Genomic DNA, 15741 nt, shown 5'->3' on the forward strand with positions numbered 1-15741 from the left:
CAGATTTAAATCAGTGGCGTCCAGGCCATTGATTTATAAAACTTTTGGAGGCGCGGGCCGGAGTCGAACCGACCTACACGGATTTGCAATCCGGTGCATAACCGCTTTGCTACCGCGCCCTGTTATGCCTCATTCTGGCAGCGCCTGTGACCGCCCACTACCAGTAACTGACCCAACGACTGACTCTAATGAAAAAGGACAGCATTTTTACATGCTGCCCTTTTGAATTGGAGCGGGAGAAGAGTCTCGAACTCTCGACCTCAACCTTGGCAAGGTTGCGCTCTACCAACTGAGCTACTCCCGCGATCACAGCCTCAGATTATAGCGTAGTTTTCAGAGCTTGCGAAAATCGAAGCAAAAAACTTTCGACACTCAATGCTTGACGGTACCGGCTGCTTCAGCAGGCGCAGCGACAACGGCAGCGGCCGCTACGACAGGTTCTTCATCGGGCAGCGGCACGGGCTGGCGTTCCAGCGCGACCTGCAGCACCTGATCGATCCACTTGACCGGCACGATTTCAAGACCGCTCTTCACGTTCTCGGGAATCTCCTGCAGGTCTTTCGCGTTCTCTTGCGGAATCAGGACGGTCTTGATACCGCCACGCAATGCTGCGAGCAGTTTTTCTTTCAAACCACCGATGGCCGTGACCTCGCCGCGCAAGGTGATTTCACCGGTCATGGCAACCTCCCCGCGCACCGGGATCCCCGTCAACGCGGACACAAAGGCCGTGGTCATGGCAGCCCCCGCACTGGGGCCGTCTTTGGGCGTGGCGCCATCAGGCACATGGATATGGATGTCGCGCTTTTCGAACATCTCATCCTTGATGCCCAGCACCTTGGCACGACTGCGCACGACGGTACGGGCGGCTTCGACGGACTCTTTCATCACATCGCCCAGCAGGCCGGTGCGCGTAATCACACCCTTGCCCGGCATCAGGGCCGCTTCAATCGTCAGCAGGTCACCGCCGACTTCGGTCCAGGCCAGACCGACCACTTGACCCACCTGGTTTTTTTGCTCCGCACGGCCGTAGTCAAATTTTCGAACGCCCAGGTAATCATTGAGGTTATCGGGCGTCACCAGCACTTTAGGTGTCATTTTCTTGAGCTGGATGCCCTTGACCACCTTGCGGCAAATCTTGGACAGCTCACGCTCAAGCGAGCGCACACCGGCTTCACGGGTGTAGTAACGCACGATGTCGCGAACGGCTTGCTCCTGAACTTCAAGTTCCTCTTCCTTCACGCCATTGTTCTTGAGCTGCTTGGGGAGCAGGTAACGCATGGCAATGCTGGTTTTTTCATCTTCGGTATAGCCGGACAGACGGATCACTTCCATACGATCCAGCAGGGCTGGCGGAATGTTCATGGAGTTGGAGGTCGCCACGAACATCACATCGCTGAGGTCGAAGTCGACTTCAACGTAGTGATCGCCAAACGTGTGGTTCTGCTCAGGGTCCAGCACCTCCAGCAAGGCGCTGGATGGGTCGCCCCTGAAGTCGGTGCCCAGCTTGTCGATCTCGTCAAGCAGGAACAGGGGGTTGCGCGTGCCGGCCTTGGTCAGGCTTTGCAGCACCTTGCCGGGCAAGGCGCCAATGTAGGTGCGGCGGTGACCGCGAATCTCGGCTTCATCGCGCATGCCGCCCAGCGCCATGCGCACGTATTTGCGGCCCGTGGCCTTGGCAATCGACTGGCCCAGTGAGGTTTTGCCCACGCCGGGAGGCCCCACCAGGCAAAGAATGGGGCCCTTGAGTTTGTCGACCCGCTGCTGCACCGCAAGGTACTCGACAATGCGGTCCTTGACCTTTTCAAGGCCGTAGTGGTCTTCATTGAGCACGGCCTCGGCATGACCCAGATCGTGTTTGATCTTGGTTTTCTTGCTCCATGGCAGGCCGGTCAGCACCTCAATATAGGTCCGCACCACGGTCGCTTCAGCCGACATGGGCGACATGAGCTTGAGCTTTTTCAGCTCGCTCTCAGCCTTTTTGCGCGCATCCTGCGGCATCTTGGCGGTTTTGATCTTTTTCTCGATCTCTTCGATGTCGGCGCCTTCCTCACCCTCGCCCAGTTCCTTCTGGATGGCTTTCACCTGCTCGTTGAGATAGAAGTCGCGCTGGTTTTTCTCCATCTGGCGCTTGACGCGGCCGCGGATTTTTTTGTCGACGTTGAGAATGTCAACTTCCCGCTCGAGCTGCTCATACAGGTTCTCGAGGCGGGCCTTGACATTGTCGAGGTCCAGGATGGCCTGCTTGGCATCGAGCTTGAGCGGCAAATGCGCGGCAATGGTGTCGGCCAGGCGGCCCGCATCATCAATGCTGGAGATCGACGTGAGGATTTCCGGCGGGATTTTCTTGTTGAGTTTGACGTAATGGTCAAACTGCTGCATCACAGCCCGGCGCAAGGCTTCGATTTCGCTGGTCTTGTCTGCGGGCGGGGCGGCCGAAGGCTCCACAGGCGTGACATTGGCACTGAAGTGCTGCTCGCCTTCTTCGATCTGGTTGACCTTGGCGCGCTGCTGTCCTTCGACCAGCACCTTGACCGTGCCGTCAGGCAGCTTGAGCATCTGCAAAATGGTGGCCACACAGCCCACCTCGAACATGTCTTCCACGGAAGGCTCGTCTTTGGCAGCGGCCTTTTGCGCCACCAGCATGATGCGGCGCTCGGCCTCCATGGCGGATTCAAGCGCCTTGATGCTTTTGGGGCGACCCACAAACAGCGGGATCACCATGTGGGGAAAGACCACCACGTCGCGCAGCGGCAACAGCGGCAGATCAATCGGGGTAGAGGGCAGCGAGGTTTGTCCGGACATATAAACCTTAAACATAAGGCCTGAAAAGAAGTCTCATGGCCAAACTATCAATAACAAGTATGACACCAAGCAGTCAGTACAGACATGGGGAGCAAGAGGCACTTTTCAAGTCAGTCCTGCCCTTTGCTTTCTGACATTCAAGCTTTCTTTGCAGCTTCGTGGTACACCAGCAACGGCGCCTTGTTCTCTTCAATGGTGGACTCATCGACCACCACTTTGTTGACATTGCTCACATTAGGCAGGTCAAACATGGTGTCAATCAGGGATTGCTCAAGAATGGAGCGCAAGCCACGTGCCCCGGTCTTGCGGGCCAGGGCTTTGCGCGCAATGGCTTTCAGCGCCGAGGGGCGAATCTCCAGGTCCACGCCTTCCATGGAAAGCAGCTTGCTGAACTGTTTGACCACCGCATTTTTGGGCTCCGTCAGGATCTGGACCAGTGCGTCTTCGCTGAGCTCGGCCAGCGTGGCGACCACGGGCATGCGCCCCACCAGTTCGGGAATCAGGCCAAACTTGATCAGATCTTCGGGCTCGACTTCCTTGAACGCCTCCGTCAGGGAGCGCGCTTTCTTGCTTTTGACAGCCGCAGCAAAGCCAATACCCGACGCTTCGGTGCGGTTTTCGATGACTTTTTCCAGCCCGGAGAATGCGCCACCGCAAATGAACAGGATGTTGGTCGTGTCGACCTGCAGAAAATCCTGATTCGGGTGCTTGCGCCCGCCTTGAGGCGGCACCGATGCCATGGTGCCTTCGATCAGCTTGAGCAAAGCCTGCTGAACGCCCTCGCCCGACACGTCACGCGTGATCGACGGGTTGTCGGATTTGCGTGAAATCTTGTCGATTTCATCGATGTACACAATGCCCTGCTGGGCGCGCTCGACTTCGTAATTGCAGCTTTGCAGCAATTTCTGAATGATGTTTTCAACGTCTTCACCCACATAACCGGCTTCGGTCAGCGTGGTGGCATCGGCCATCACAAACGGCACGTTGAGCGTGCGGGCCAGGGTCTGGGCCAGCAGCGTCTTGCCGGAGCCGGTGGGACCGATCAGCAATATGTTGCTTTTGGTCAGCTCAACATCGTCTTTTTTGGACTTTTCCTTGTGGCGCAGGCGTTTGTAGTGGTTGTACACCGCCACCGCCAGCGTGCGCTTGGCAGGCTCCTGGCCAATCACATAGTTGTCGAGGGTCGCCTTGATTTCAGCCGGCGTGGGCAGGTCGCCGCGCGTCTCATGCACGTCATCGCCTGCGGGCAGCTCGTCACGGATGATTTCGTTGCAAAGATCGATGCACTCATCACAAATAAACACGGAGGGACCCGCGATCAGCTTCTTGACCTCGTGCTGGCTTTTACCGCAGAAGGAGCAGTACAGGGTCTTTTCGCTGGAAGAGCCTTTTTTATCGGCCATTATTAGGGTGCCTTTTGAGGTGGCGGAGGGAACAGTTATCCAATGATAACCAAATAGATAGCCAAATACTCGCCCAGCGAAGCGGGCGCGCCCAGGCTAACAATGGCAACGCTTGCCAGAACTGGACAAAACGGCGTTTTCTATTGCGGAAAACGCCGTTGCTGTGGAGCAGCAAGCCGCTGATTTCGGCTTACGGGCGCTTGGCGATGACCTGGTCAATCAGGCCATAGGCCTTGGCGTCCTCCGCAAACAGGAAGTAGTCACGCTCCGTGTCGCGTTCAATCTTCTCGATCGGCTGGCCGGTGTTGGCGGCCAGGATATGGTTGAGCTGGTCACGCGTTTTCAGAATGTCGCGGGCGTGAATTTCGATATCCGTCGCCTGGCCCTGCGCACCGCCCGAGGGCTGGTGAATCATGACGCGCGAGTTGGGCAGCGAAAAGCGCTTGCCTTTGGCGCCGGCTGACAGCAAGAACGCCCCCATGCTGGCGGCCATGCCGACGCACAGCGTGGACACATCCGGCTTGATGAACTGCATGGTGTCGTAAATCGCCATGCCTGCCGTGACCGAGCCCCCGGGAGAATTGATGTAGAAGGAAATGTCCTTGTCTGGATTTTCGCTCTCCAGGAACAGCAGCTGGGCGACCACCAGATTGGCGGTCTGGTCATTGACCGGGCCCACCAGAAAAATCACCCGCTCCTTGAGCAGGCGCGAATAAATGTCATAAGACCGCTCGCCGCGACCCGACTGCTCAATGACCATGGGCACCATGCCAAGGCCCTGGGTTTCCAGCGCGCCTGCTTGGGCGCCATAGGTACTGTTTCGGACAATCATGTTTTCTCCAGAGATGTTTGTACTGTACCCAAAATAAGTGGGGGCCTGTGCCCCCAACTTCAAGCCAGCCACAAGCCCCGATCGCTCAGAAAGCCGGAAAAGCTGAATGCCTGATCAGTTCTGGCCCATCAGATCGTCAAACGAAACGACCTTGTCCTTGATTTTGGCCTTGGCCAGCACGAACTCGGTCACGTTGTTTTCAATCACGACCGCCTCGACTTCAGCCATGCGGCGGTTGTCGCTGAGGTACCAGCGCACCACGTCCTGGGGCTTTTCGTAGCTGGCAGCCAGCTCTTCAATGTGGGCCTTGAGCTGCTCGGGCTTGGCCTGCAGTTCGTTGGCGCGCACCAGCTCGGCCACCACCAGGCCCAGGCGCACGCGGCGCTCGGCCTGCGGGCGGAACACGTCGTCGGGAATCGGCGCCTTGTCAGCGTCCTTGATGCCGCGCTGCTTGAGGTCGGCGCGGGCGCCTTCGATCATGCGGTCGACTTCGGCCTGCACGCTGGACTTCGGGAGATCCAGTTCGGCGTTGGCCACCAGGGCGTCCATCACCGCAGTTTTATTGCGGGCCAGCAAACGGAGCTTGACTTCGCGCTCGAGGTTTTTCCTGATGTCGGCGCGCAGGCCTTCAACGGTGGCGTCGGCAATGCCCAGCGACTTGGCCAGGGCTTCGTTGACTTCCGGCAGGTTGGCTGCTTCCAGCTTTTTGACGGTGACCAGGAAATCAGCCTGTTTGCCGGCCACGTCCTTGCCGTGGTAGTCGGCGGGGAAGCTCAGCGGGAAGGTTTTGCTTTCGCCGCTTTTCATGCCGCGCACGGCATCTTCAAACTCCTTGAGCATCTGGCCTTCGCCGACCAGGAACTGGAAGTCTTCGGCTTTGCCGCCGGCAAAGGTTTCGCCGTCAATCTTGCCTTCGAAGTCGATGGTGACGCGGTCGCCGTCCTGGGCGGGCGCGTCGGCGGCGCGCTGGGCGAAGGTGCGGCGCTGCTTGCGCAGGATGTCGACGGTTTTGTCGATGGCGGCGTCGGTGACTTCCGCCGTGATTTTTTCCACTTCCGCGCTCGCCAGGTCGGCGATCTTGACGTCAGGGTAGACCTCGAAAATCGCATCGAACACCAGCTCGCCTTCGGGCGCGCCTTCTTTTTCGCTGATACGGGGCTGGCCAGCCACGCGCAGCTTGGCTTCGTTGGCCGCCACGGCAAAGGCCTCGCCCACCTTGTCGTTCATGACTTCGTAGTGCACCGAGTAGCCGTAGCGCTGGGCCACCACGTTCATGGGCACCTTGCCGGGACGAAAACCGTCCATCTTGACGGTGCGGGCCAGGCGCTTCAAGCGCGTATCGACTTCGGACTGGATGGTGTTGACGGGCAGCGTCAACGTCATTTTGCGTTCCAGCTTCTCAAGGGTTTCAACGGTTACGGCCATGATGGTTTCCTAAAGTCAAAAAGTATCCAAAAACAAAACTTGCGCCTGCAGCGCCGCGGTCTGTTCCGCCTGGGTTCTGATCAAGTGGGGACAGGGCTGGCCGCTGCACGGCCGTGAGATGTCCCGCAAAGTCTCAGAAGTGGTGCGCGGGGGGGGACTCGAACCCCCACACCATTGCTGGCGTCAGGACCTAAACCTGGTGCGTCTACCAATTTCGCCACCCGCGCGCCTGAAATAAAAACGGGAATCCGAAAAAAACTCCGAATCCCCGCCTGAAATCGGTCAACTCTCTATTTTAGCCTGTATCAGGTCCAGGTTTTACCCTGAACCCCATCCGCCGGGCGGATTCAGACAGGCGCCGGTGTTTCGCCCGGTTCACGCTTCACGCGAAACCATGCGGCGTACATCGCCGGCAGCGCCAGCAGGGTCAGCACCGTCGCCACCACCAGGCCGCCCATGATGGCCACGGCCATGGGGCCCCAGAACACCGAGCGCGACAGCGGGATCATGGCCAGCACGGCAGCGGCGGCGGTCAGCACGATGGGGCGCAGGCGGCGCACCGCCGACTCCACGATCGCGTCCCAGGTGGGCACGCCGCGGGCGCGGTCCTGCTCGATCTGGTCGATCAGGATCACGGAGTTGCGCTGGATCATGCCCATGAGCGCAATCACACCGAGCAAGGCCACAAAACCAAACGGCCGGCCCAGCAGCAGCAGGGCCCCGGCCACGCCGGCAATGCCCAGCGGGCCGGTCAGGAACACCAGCATGGCGCGGCTAAAGCTTTGCAGTTGCAGCATCAACAGCGTGAAGGTCAGAAACAGCATGACCGGGATGCCGGCGGCAATCGACGCCGAGCCCTTGCTGCTCTCCTCCACCGCACCGGCCACCTGGATGCGGTAGCCGTTCATGCCGTTGTCGTACCACTGGGCCTCCAGCGCCCTGAGTTTGGGCCGCAGCTCTTCGGACACGGTGGCGCCCTGCAGGCCTTCCACAATGTCGCCCTGCACGGTGATGGCGTAGTCGCGGTTTTCGCGCCACATCACGCCAGGCTCCCAGGTAAACACCGGCTTGGCGATCTGCGTGAGCGGAATGGAGCGGCCCGAAGCGGTCGGCAGGTAGGCATTGGCGATGTCGGTGATCGCATTGCGCTCGTCCTGCGGCTGGCGCAGCACGATGTCGATCAGCTTGTCGCCCTCGCGGAACTGGCCCACGTTGGTGCCGCTCAGAATGGTCCGGGACGCCTGGGCAATCGACTGGCTGGTCACACCCAGCGCACGCGCCTTGGACTGGTCCACCTCCAGGCGCAGCACCTTGACGGACTCGTTCCAGTTGTCATTGACGCCGCGCATATGGGTGTTCTCGCGCATCACGGCCTTGACCTCATCGGCACGCTCGCGCAGCACGAGGGGGTCGGTCCCGACCACGCGGAACTGCACCGGATAAGGCACGGGCGGGCCGTTGGGCAGCAGCTTGACGCGGCCGCGCACCTCCGGGAATTCCTGGGCCAGCAAGGCCGGCAGCTTGATGCGCAGTGATTCGCGGATTTTCAGGTCCTTGGCCAGCACGATGAATTGCGAGACGTTGGTCTGGGGGAACACCTGGTCCAGCGGCAGGTAAAACCGCGGCACACCCGAGCCGACCCAGGTGCTGACCGAGGCCACGCCCGCTTCCTTCATCAGGCGCTGCTCGACGCGCCTGGCCGTCGTTTCGTTGGCCGCAAACGAGGTGCCCTCGGGGAACCAGATGTCCACCATGATCTCCGGCCGGCTGGAATCCGGGAAGAATTGCTGCTGCACCTTGCCCATGCCCACGATGCCCAGCGCAAAGATCAGCACCGTGGCGCCTATCGTGATCCAGCGGTGCTGCACGCACCAATTAACGGCCCGGCGAAAGGTGTTGTAAAACGGGCTGTCGAACATCTCGTGCGGGCTGTCCTGCCCGCTTGCCACCTCCTGCACATGCGGCGGCAATATGTTCACCCCCACGCTCGCCACTGCGTTTTCCTCGCTGGACAGGCCGCCGCCAGAGTCGGCGGCTCTTCGCCCCGTCCCAGTCTGCGCAGGCAGACTGGGAGCCGCGGGGCTCAGCCCCTCGGGGGCCGTCGCCGCCTTGGGGCGGCCCGGCGGCGTCTTGAGCAGCAGCGTGCCGAGGTAAGGCACAAAGTAGACCGAGACAAACCAGCTCAGCACCAGCGCAATCACGGTCACGGCAAAAATCGCAAAGGTGTACTCGCCGGTAGTGGATTTGGCCAGGCCGATCGGCAGGAAACCCACCGCCGTGATGAGCGTGCCGGTCAGCATGGGCATGGCGGTGATCTCATAGGCAAAGGTGGCGGCGCGCACCTTGTCGTAGCCCTCCTCCATCTTGCGCACCATCATCTCCACGGCAATGATGGCGTCGTCCACCAGCAGGCCCAGCGCGATGATCAGCGAGCCCAGCGAAATCTTGTGCAGGCCAATGCCCCAGTACCACATGGCCAGAAAGGTCACGCCCAGCACCAGAGGAATGGTGATGCCCACCACCAGCCCGGGGCGCATGTCGATGTACCAGCGCCGCCACAAAGGATGATGGCCAGGCCGCTTATGAAAGCCCAGGCTGATGAAGCTGACGGCCAGCACAATCACCACGGCCTCGACCAGCACCTTGACGAACTCATTGACCGACGTCGCCACGGCTTTCGGCTGGTTCTGGATTTGCACCAGGCTGATGCCGGCCGGCAAACTCTTGCTGACGCTCTCGGAGAGCTTGGTCAGCGACTTGCCCAGCGCAATGATGTCGCCGCCCTTGGTCATGGACACGCCCAGCGCAATCACCTCCTTGCCCTGGTGGTGCACCTTCACCGCCGGCGGATCCACATAGCCGCGCTTGACCTCGGCAATGTCGCCCAGCCGCAGCTGGTTGCCCCCGGCGCTTGTGCCGGCTCCATAGCCCGTGCCGCGAATCGGCATGGCGCGCAGCTGCTCGACCGCCTCGAACTGGCCGGCCACACGCACCTGCACCACATCGAGCGGCGTCTGCACGGCCCCGGCGGATTCCACCGCGTTTTGCTGGCCCAGCTGCGCCAGCACCTGGTTGAAGTCCAGCCCGAGCTGGGCCAGGCGCTTTTGCGAGATTTCAATGAAAAGTTTTTCGTCCTGCGCGCCAAACAGCTCGACCTTGCTGACGTCGGGCACGCGCAGCAGTTGCTGGCGCACGTCGTCGGCAAAGGTTTTCAGTTCGGCGTAGTTGAAACCGTCGGCCTCCAGCGCGTAGATCACGCCATAGACATCGCCAAAATCGTCGTTGAAAAACGGGCCCTGGATGCCACCGGGCAGCGTGAAGCGCATGTCGCCGACCTTTTTGCGCACCGCATACCAGACGCCGGCCACGTCGCCGGGTTTGGACGAATCCTTGATCTGGAAAATGATTTGCGACTCGCCAGGCTTGGAATAGCTGCGGATCTTGTCGGCGTACGGCACTTCCTGCAGCGTGCGCTCGATCTTGTTGGTCACCTGCTCGGCCACCTGCTGCGCCGTGGCGCCGGGCCAGTAGGTGCGCACCACCATGGCACGGAAGGTGAACGGCGGGTCTTCGTCCTGCCCGAGCTGGAAGTAGGCGGCAAAGCCCAGCAGCATCAACACCACCATCAGGTAGCGCGTCAGCGCCGGGTGGTCGAGGGCCCATTTGGAGAGGTTGAAACCCTCTTTCGGTTGCGTCTGCGTCATGGCCGCCTCACTTCGCCGCAGCGGCCACGGGTGTCGCAGCGACGGCCGCGCCAAGCACATTGGAGCCCGGCAAACTCACTACAGATTTGATAGCGTTTTGCGCAACATCGGCGCCGGTTACAGCCGTTTTTTCCTTATAAACACTGACCTTCTGGCCGGGCGAGAGCACATGCACCCCGGCGCTGACCACCAGCATGCCGGGCGCCAGGCCCGCGGCCACCACCGCCTCGTTGCCGTCGGCCGTGGCAATCTGGATAAGCTGCGATTTGAGCGTCATGCTGGCCTTGTCCAGCACCCAGACCGCCGTGGACTTGCCCTCCTGCCGCAGCGCCGTGGTTGGCAGCTTGATGACCTGGGCGCCTTGCGCAACCGCATCGCCCAGGCTCTGGGGAATCACATACACCGTGGAGCCCAGCACCGGCGGCTCCTGGCCGTCCAGCGAGACCTTGACCGGGTAAGTCCGCGTGACCGGATCGCTGCTGGCCGCCACCTCGCGCACCTTGCCGCTCAGCTCGGTGTTTTGCGCCCAGACGCGCACCCTGACCGGAGCGCCCACCTTGATGGCGGCCACCTTGTCTTCGGGTACCGAGAACACCACATCGCGCACGCCGTCGGCGGCAATGCGGACCACCGGTGCGCCCGCTGCCACCACCTGCCCCACCTCGGCCTCCACGGCCGTCACGACCCCCGACACATCCGCCACCAGCGCGGCGTAGTTGGCCTGGTTGCCCTGCACGGCAAATTGCGACTGGGCCTGCTCCAGCTGGGCCTGCGCGGCCTTGAGTGTGGCGTCGCGGCGCTCCAACTCGGCTCCGCTGATGAAGTTCTGGTCTTTGAGCTCCTTGTAGCGCTTGTAGTCAGCCGCCGCCAGATCGCGGTTGGTCGTGGCGGCTGCCATCTGGGCACGGGCCGCCTCGGCAGCCAGTTTGTAGTCTTGCGGATCGAGTTGGGCCAACACCTGCCCGGCCTTCACGCGCTGGCCCAGTTCGGCCTGGCGCTTGATGATCTTGCCACCGACCCGAAAGCCCAAGCGGGACTCAACCTGCGCCTTGACCTCACCGGCAAACTCGTGGCTTGAAGAAAACGCATTCACGCCGACCGTGAGCACCTTGACCGAGCGTATGGGCTCTTCAGGCGGAGCGGATGGAGAACAGGCGGCCAATAAAATGGCCACGGCTGCCAGGGAAAAGACGGTTTTCTTCATGGTGTGAATCCGGATAAAGACAGGTTACTGACTGACCGGTTAGTAATCTATGGTAAATGCGGGGGCTTGTCAAGCAACCCTCCCAGCCCGTGATCAGGGTTGTCTGCAAAAAATCGCCCATCAAAGGAAAAGGCCCCGTCCTGGAACTTGAGCCAGCCATGGCGGGGCCTGCCGCGCCGCGGGATGATCTGCTTGCCATCAGGCCATCACGACATAAGCGGCAGAGCTGATGGATTTTGGTCTTTGCCAGGCGAAGAATGACGCCGGGAGCACTCGACCAGAGCGACTGTGCCCTGTCGGGTTTAGCGTGGCGGGCGCACCGCCAGAAAGTACTGACCGGGCCCGGGCACGCCGGTTACGGCTGAACACGGTCTATGCCGTGCCCGGCATTTTTTGTTCGCCAGCGTTCGGGGCTTAGGGTTCGTTCTGGAATAAGTTGTGCATTTGGCCGTCAGATTCGGGATGCAATGCTAGGCGTGAAGCGCGTCGTGTGGCCCAGCCACACAAGCGATTCGCAACAACGCAGTGCGCACTAAGCTGGCGAGACAAATGTGCAAGTTATTTCTGAACGAGCCCTTAACCCGCCACGACAGCCGATAGCTTGGTATTGTTTGGTATTGATATCGGTGTTGTTCAGGCTTGAGCCGCAATCACGCCAATCTCTACACGGTACTCCGGTGCGGCCAGGCGGGCACTGTGCACTGTGGCGCGTGCCGGGGTGGCGCCTGGCACCACCCATGCCTCCCAGGCGCGGTTCATGTCGGCAAAAGTGTCCATGTCGGTCAGCCAGATGGTGGCACTCAATATTCGGGTTTTGTCGCTGCCGGCAGCGGCCAGCAGACGGTCGATGCTGGCGAGGGCCTGCTGGGTCTGGGTGTAGACGCTGGGACCCGCATCGTGGTCGGCCACCTGACCGGCCAGGTAAATGGTTTTCTGATGCACCACGGCTTGTGACATGCGGGGGCCGGTTTCAATGCGCTGGATGGACATGGTTTTCCTGACAGGTGAAAGTTGAAAAAATGAAATGATACGCAGCTGTTATCGGTTGGCCATGGCTGGTGACAACGCGACCAGGCACAGGATCTCGAACAGCATCTGCGCGCCCACCTGGGCCGTGTTGCCGGTGGGGTCGTTCTGCGGGGCGACCTCCATCACGTCACCGCCGACGATGTTCAGGCCCGCCAGGCCACGCAACAGGGTGAGCACTTCGCGTGGGCTCAAGCCACCCACTTCGGGCGTGCCCGTGCCCGGCGCGTAGGCCGGGTCCAGGCCGTCTACGTCAAACGTCACATAGGTCGGGCCATCACCCACTACTTCCCTGGCGCGCCGGATCACAGCCTCCACACCAATTTTGGAAAATTCTTCGGCGTGGATCACGGTCATGCCGGAGTCAAACGAAAACTCCCACAAATATTCAGCGCCACCGCGAATGCCTATCTGGATGCTGCGGCGCGGGTCCAGCACGCCGGCCAGCACCGCTTCGCGAAAGGGCCCACCGTGATGAAATTTGGAGCCTTCGTAGGTGCCGGCCGTGTCGCAATGCGCATCGATGTGCACCATGCCCACCGGCCGGTCGCGCCCCACCGCTTTCAGAATGGAGCCCGTGATCGAATGGTCGCCGCCCACGGCCAGCGGAATCACACCCGCCTGCACGACCTGGGTAAAACAGGCCTCGATGTCGGCATGGCATTCGTCCAGGCTGAAGCGGCTGCGCATGGGCACGTCGCCCACGTCGGCCATCTTCAGCCGGGTGATCGGCGCCAGGCCCAGCGCATGTTCGTAGGGTCCGATCCGCTCCACATTGCGCACGGCGCGCGGCCCCAGGCGGGCCCCGGCGCGGTTGGTCACGCCCAGATCCATCGGCACGCCGATCAAGGCCACATCGAGGCCGGCCAGATTTGGCTCGGGCTGGGCCAGGCCATCCGCGCGGTAAGGGGCATCGAGAAACGTGGCGACATCGGCAAACGGCCACTTGCGGCGGTCCGAGCTGCTGAAGATCTGATCGGCCACGGCCTTGAAAGCCGGGTGAAACATGTCGGCGCCCGAGGCGTCGGCATAACGGGCCCGCAATCGGGCCAGGTGTTCTGCGTTGGTGGTCATGGCATTGCTCATGTTGGGGAAAAAATTGAATCTCGGGACAAGTGTTCAAGGCACAGCCGTGCGGCGGCAAGGTCTTCCAGTGCCGCCCCTACCGATTTGAAAACGGTGATGTCTGCGTCATGGCGCGGGACGGGCTGGCCCGCCTGGCACAGCCTCAGCAAATCTCCTTTGATACGCTCTGGCTCAAGCGCGCCCGACGCCAGCGACTGAATCAGGTCACCGGCTTCAGCCAGCGCGCCTGCAGTGGTGTCGCACCAGACCGACGCCGCGCGTTTGAACACCTCATCATCGGCCTCACGCATTTGCGGCGTGAATGCGCCTACCAGGTCCACGTGCGTGCCTGGGCGCAACCAGTCACCATGCAGCAGCGAAGTCTTGGACAGCGTAGCGCAGCTGATGATGTCGGCCTCGGCACAGGCCTCTTGCAGCCCGGTGACAGGCACCGCATTCACGCCCTGTGCCTGCAAAGCCTGCGCGCTTTCTTGCGCTTTGGCCGGCGACCTGCCCCACACCAGAACACGTTTGATCGGACGGACCTGCGCGTGGGCCAATGGCAGGTACTGCGACAGGCGCCCGGTGCCGACCATCAGCAAGGTGGCACTGTCGGGCCGCGAGAGAAACCGGCTGGCCAGGGCAGAGGCGGCTGCCGTGCGACGCGCCGTCAATTCGCCGGCGTCCAGCACCGCTTGGGGTCGGCCACTGGCGCCATCCATCAATACATAAAGCCCATGGATGGATGGCAGGTTGAGACTGGCGTTATCGGGATAAACCGTCACCAGTTTGACCCCCACGCCCAGGCGGGGGCTCCAGGCCGGCATGGAGAGCAAGACCGGCGTGCTGGTGCCGCCCATGCCTTCCATGTGGTGATGAGCGCGCGTGGGCGTGCTCAGGTCGGTGGCGGCAAAGGCGCCGTGCAGGGCCTGCAGCAGTTCCGGCCAGGGTAAATGCCGGGCCACGCTGGCGGCGTCGATAAAAACCGGGGAACTCGTGAGTGGAGAATTTTCCATGGCGCCCTCCCCGCTCAAGCCGCGAACACCGAACAGCGTTCGGCATCGATCAACACATTCACACGCTGCCCGCAGCGCGCGCTTTGAAACTGGGCATCGCCGCCGTGGCAGCGCAGGCGTTCATCGCCACAGCGCAGGATCAATTCCGACTTGGCGCCAAGGTCGCGCAGGAAATCAATCTCCCCCCGGATGCTGTTGGGCCGCGCCGGTGCATCGGCAGGGGTCGGCTCGAACCTGAGGTCTTCGGAGCGCACGGCCAGTGTCACGGCGCTACCGGCTGGCAAGCTGGTGGGAAGCGCCAGGGCGCTGCCCAGCACCTCTATCACGCCCGGGCCGCGCACCATGCCGGGCAGCAGGTTGGCGGCCCCGAGGAACTCGGCCACGAACGCATTGGCCGGTTTGCGGTACACCTGCGAGGGCGTATCGCATTGCTGAACGCGCCCGCCCTTGAGCACGACCAGGCGGTCCGACAGCATCATGGCTTCGTGCTGGTCGTGCGTCACCACGACGGTGGTCACGCCAAACTGCTGCTGCAGTTGCCTGAGCTCGATCTGCATGCTGTCGCGCAGCTGGGCGTCCAGGGCCGACAACGGCTCGTCCAGCAAAAACAGCTTGGGCGGAACAGCCAGCGCACGCGCAATGGCCACGCGCTGGCGCTGCCCGCCGGAAAGTGCCGACACCGGGCGGTCCGCAATGGCCGGAAGTTGCACCATGTGCAGCAGTTCTTCCACGCGGCTGGCGCGCTGCGCCGCGGCGACTCCCTTGAGCTTCATTCCGTAGGCGATGTTTTCGGCCACCGTCATGTGCGGGAACAGCGCCAGCGACTGAAACACCATGCCAAAGCCGCGCAAATGCGGAGCCACATGGCTGATCTCCTGGCCGTCCAGCAGCAGCTGGCCGCTGCTGGCACTCTCGAAGCCGGAAATGATGCGCAGCAGCGTGGTCTTGCCGCAACCCGAGGGCCCGAGCAAACACACAAATTCCCCGCGGGCGATGCTCAGGTCAACATCGCTGAGGACGTTCGCCGTGCCGAAGCGCTTGCTGACGCCCCGGAGTTCCAGATGCTTGTCCATATGCAACAGTCTTTCGTTAATCAGGTTCTTGAAGCAGCGCTCAAAAGAGGCTGCCCTTGCCGGCCACAAGCTTGTCGACCCAGGCGATCAGCGCCACGTCCAGCGCAATGATCAGGGTCGAAATGGCCAGGGTGGTGGGGTCCAGCGACGAGACGGTGCGGCTGTACATCCAGATCGGCAGCGTGCGCACG

General features: G+C 61.6%; 10 protein-coding genes and 3 tRNA genes. All 13 read right to left on the reverse strand.

The annotated features are described in order from the left end of the window. Nucleotides 1-45: 45 nt before the first annotated feature. Nucleotides 46-119 (reverse strand) — tRNA-Cys (locus tag V6M61_RS07960). Between the two features lie 109 nt (nt 120-228). Next, nucleotides 229-304: transfer RNA gene (locus V6M61_RS07965), tRNA-Gly, on the reverse strand. A 68-nt stretch (nt 305-372) separates the two neighbouring features. After that, nucleotides 373-2802, reverse strand: coding sequence for an endopeptidase La (lon, locus tag V6M61_RS07970; RefSeq protein ID WP_332776030.1), 2430 nt, complete (start codon nt 2800-2802; stop codon nt 373-375). A 137-nt stretch (nt 2803-2939) separates the two neighbouring features. Beyond that, complete coding sequence (gene clpX, locus V6M61_RS07975; protein WP_332776031.1) at nt 2940-4205, reverse strand: ATP-dependent Clp protease ATP-binding subunit ClpX; 1266 nt, start codon at nt 4203-4205, stop codon at nt 2940-2942. A 190-nt stretch (nt 4206-4395) separates the two neighbouring features. After that, nucleotides 4396-5037 (reverse strand): ATP-dependent Clp endopeptidase proteolytic subunit ClpP, encoded by a 642-nt coding sequence (clpP, locus tag V6M61_RS07980; RefSeq protein ID WP_332776032.1) that lies wholly within the window; start codon nt 5035-5037, stop codon nt 4396-4398. Nucleotides 5038-5151: 114 nt separating this feature from the next. Then, nucleotides 5152-6462 (reverse strand): trigger factor, encoded by a 1311-nt coding sequence (gene tig, locus V6M61_RS07985; protein ID WP_332776033.1) that lies wholly within the window; start codon nt 6460-6462, stop codon nt 5152-5154. A 140-nt stretch (nt 6463-6602) separates the two neighbouring features. Beyond that, a tRNA-Leu gene (locus V6M61_RS07990) sits at nt 6603-6689 on the reverse strand. A 120-nt stretch (nt 6690-6809) separates the two neighbouring features. Next, nucleotides 6810-10166 carry an efflux RND transporter permease subunit gene (locus V6M61_RS07995; RefSeq protein ID WP_332776034.1) on the reverse strand — a complete coding sequence of 1119 codons (3357 nt, stop codon included), beginning with the start codon at nt 10164-10166 and terminating at the stop codon, nt 6810-6812. 7 nt (nt 10167-10173) lie between these two features. Continuing rightward, on the reverse strand, nt 10174-11370 hold the full coding sequence (locus V6M61_RS08000) for an efflux RND transporter periplasmic adaptor subunit (protein ID WP_332776035.1): 1197 nt from the start codon (nt 11368-11370) through the stop codon (nt 10174-10176). A gap of 633 nt (nt 11371-12003) precedes the next feature. Beyond that, the gene (locus tag V6M61_RS08005; protein ID WP_332776036.1) at nt 12004-12360 is read right to left on the reverse strand and encodes a RidA family protein; all 357 of its coding nucleotides are present in this window, start codon (nt 12358-12360) and stop codon (nt 12004-12006) included. A gap of 48 nt (nt 12361-12408) precedes the next feature. Then, nucleotides 12409-13470: an agmatinase gene (gene speB / locus V6M61_RS08010; RefSeq protein ID WP_332776037.1), complete on the reverse strand. Its 1062-nt coding sequence runs from the start codon at nt 13468-13470 to the stop codon at nt 12409-12411. Between the two features lie 8 nt (nt 13471-13478). Then, nucleotides 13479-14477 (reverse strand): ornithine cyclodeaminase family protein, encoded by a 999-nt coding sequence (locus V6M61_RS08015; RefSeq protein ID WP_332776038.1) that lies wholly within the window; start codon nt 14475-14477, stop codon nt 13479-13481. A gap of 14 nt (nt 14478-14491) precedes the next feature. Further along, nucleotides 14492-15550, reverse strand: a complete 1059-nt coding sequence (locus V6M61_RS08020; protein ID WP_332776039.1) for an ABC transporter ATP-binding protein — start codon at nt 15548-15550, stop codon at nt 14492-14494. Nucleotides 15551-15741: the final 191 nt, after the last annotated feature.

It is taken from the genome of Polaromonas sp. (assembly GCF_036676035.1).
GTDB lineage: Bacteria > Pseudomonadota > Gammaproteobacteria > Burkholderiales > Burkholderiaceae_C > Polaromonas.

What these genes read in the sequence shown, in the direction of transcription:
- V6M61_RS08000 (WP_332776035.1), bottom strand. Translation starts at nt 11,370, where the DNA reads ATGAAGAAAACCGTCTTTTCCCTGGCAGCCGTGGCCATTTTATTGGCC.
- tig (WP_332776033.1), bottom strand. Translation starts at nt 6,462, where the DNA reads ATGGCCGTAACCGTTGAAACCCTTGAGAAGCTGGAACGCAAAATGACG.
- lon (WP_332776030.1), bottom strand. Translation starts at nt 2,802, where the DNA reads ATGTCCGGACAAACCTCGCTGCCCTCTACCCCGATTGATCTGCCGCTG.
- V6M61_RS08015 (WP_332776038.1), bottom strand. Translation starts at nt 14,477, where the DNA reads ATGGAAAATTCTCCACTCACGAGTTCCCCGGTTTTTATCGACGCCGCC.
- V6M61_RS07995 (WP_332776034.1), bottom strand. Translation starts at nt 10,166, where the DNA reads ATGACGCAGACGCAACCGAAAGAGGGTTTCAACCTCTCCAAATGGGCC.
- clpP (WP_332776032.1), bottom strand. Translation starts at nt 5,037, where the DNA reads ATGATTGTCCGAAACAGTACCTATGGCGCCCAAGCAGGCGCGCTGGAA.
- clpX (WP_332776031.1), bottom strand. Translation starts at nt 4,205, where the DNA reads ATGGCCGATAAAAAAGGCTCTTCCAGCGAAAAGACCCTGTACTGCTCC.
- V6M61_RS08020 (WP_332776039.1), bottom strand. Translation starts at nt 15,550, where the DNA reads ATGGACAAGCATCTGGAACTCCGGGGCGTCAGCAAGCGCTTCGGCACG.
- V6M61_RS08005 (WP_332776036.1), bottom strand. Translation starts at nt 12,360, where the DNA reads ATGTCCATCCAGCGCATTGAAACCGGCCCCCGCATGTCACAAGCCGTG.
- speB (WP_332776037.1), bottom strand. Translation starts at nt 13,470, where the DNA reads ATGACCACCAACGCAGAACACCTGGCCCGATTGCGGGCCCGTTATGCC.